General features: G+C 63.0%; 2 protein-coding genes and 1 pseudogene. 2 read left to right on the top strand and 1 reads right to left on the bottom strand.

The features are described from left to right. A pseudogene (locus AC1D00_RS42130) lies at positions 1-517 on the top strand (malate synthase G); the annotation flags it as partial. A gap of 130 nt (positions 518-647) precedes the next feature. Continuing rightward, positions 648-848 carry a CsbD family protein gene (locus AC1D00_RS42135; protein ID WP_027544225.1) on the top strand — a complete coding sequence of 67 codons (201 nt, stop codon included), beginning with the start codon at positions 648-650 and terminating at the stop codon, positions 846-848. Positions 849-984: 136 nt separating this feature from the next. Here the strand turns inward: AC1D00_RS42135 and AC1D00_RS42140 are convergent, their stop codons facing one another. After that, on the bottom strand, positions 985-1,140 hold the full coding sequence (locus AC1D00_RS42140; protein ID WP_042335954.1) for a Thivi_2564 family membrane protein: 156 nt from the start codon (positions 1,138-1,140) through the stop codon (positions 985-987). Between the last annotated feature and the right edge of the window lie 19 nt (positions 1,141-1,159).

Genomic DNA, 1,159 nt, shown 5'->3' on the forward strand with positions numbered 1-1,159 from the left:
GCACTACCATCAGGTCAACGTCATCGCGCGCCAGGAGGAGCTGACCAAGGGCGGGCCGCGCGCGAAGCTGTCCGACATCCTCACCATTCCGGTGTCGAAGTCGAACTGGGCGCCCGACGACGTCAAGCAGGAGATCGACAACAACTGCCAGGGCATCCTCGGCTATGTCGTGCGCTGGATCGACCAGGGCGTCGGCTGCTCCAAGGTGCCCGACATCCACGATGTCGGCCTGATGGAAGACCGCGCCACCTTGCGCATCTCGAGCCAGCACCTCGCCAACTGGCTGCACCAGGGCGTCATCACCGAGGCGCAGGTGATGGAGTCGCTGAAGCGCATGGCCGTCGTCGTCGACAAGCAGAACGCGGGCGATGCCATCTACAAGCCGATGGCGCCCGCCTTCGACGGTGTCGCCTTCAAGGCCGCCTGCGACCTCATCTTCAAGGGCCGCGAGCAGCCGAACGGCTACACCGAGTACATCCTCACCGCGCGCCGCCGCGAGGCGAAGGCAGCGGGGTAATCCTGGTTCGACGAATGTCAAAAGTCCCGGCCTGCGCCGGGACTTTTTTGTTGGGCGAAACGTCGCGGCGCGAGGAGGAACGGGTGCGAACCGCTCGCGTTGTCGGGCCATCAACCAACGGGAGATGGTCATGGACTGGAACCGCATTGAAGGGAACTGGAAGCAGTTCAAGGGTTCGGCCAAGGAGAAGTGGGCCAAGCTCACCGACGACGACCTCAAACTGATCGAGGGACGCCGCGAACAGCTCGAGGGCCGGCTGCAGGAGCGCTACGGCAAGGCCAAGGACCAGGTTCGTCAGGACGTCGACGACTGGCTCAAGACGCTGCACTAGACGCGACAAATAAAGCCCCGGCTCAGGCCGGGGCTTTTCGTTGGACGATCCGTCGCCCGGATGAGCGAAAACAACATCCAGGTCWTTGTGGCAGCCCGGATGTCGCTTCGCTCATCCGGGCGACAACGACGCCTCGCTAGAACACCGTGAGATATTTCAGCAGCGACACCACGCCGATGATGATCACGATCACGCGCGCGATCTGCTTGGCGCGGCCGTCCATCGGCAACATGTTGATGAGATAGAGCACGAGAATGACGACGAGAAAGGTGACGAGTACGCCGACCAGCATCGCGAGGCCCCCTTCAGGC

It is taken from the genome of Bradyrhizobium sp. P2_E8 (assembly GCF_056403875.1).

What these genes read in the sequence shown, in the direction of transcription:
- AC1D00_RS42140 (WP_042335954.1), bottom strand. Translation starts at nt 1,140, where the DNA reads ATGCTGGTCGGCGTACTCGTCACCTTTCTCGTCGTCATTCTCGTGCTC.
- AC1D00_RS42135 (WP_027544225.1), top strand. Translation starts at nt 648, where the DNA reads ATGGACTGGAACCGCATTGAAGGGAACTGGAAGCAGTTCAAGGGTTCG.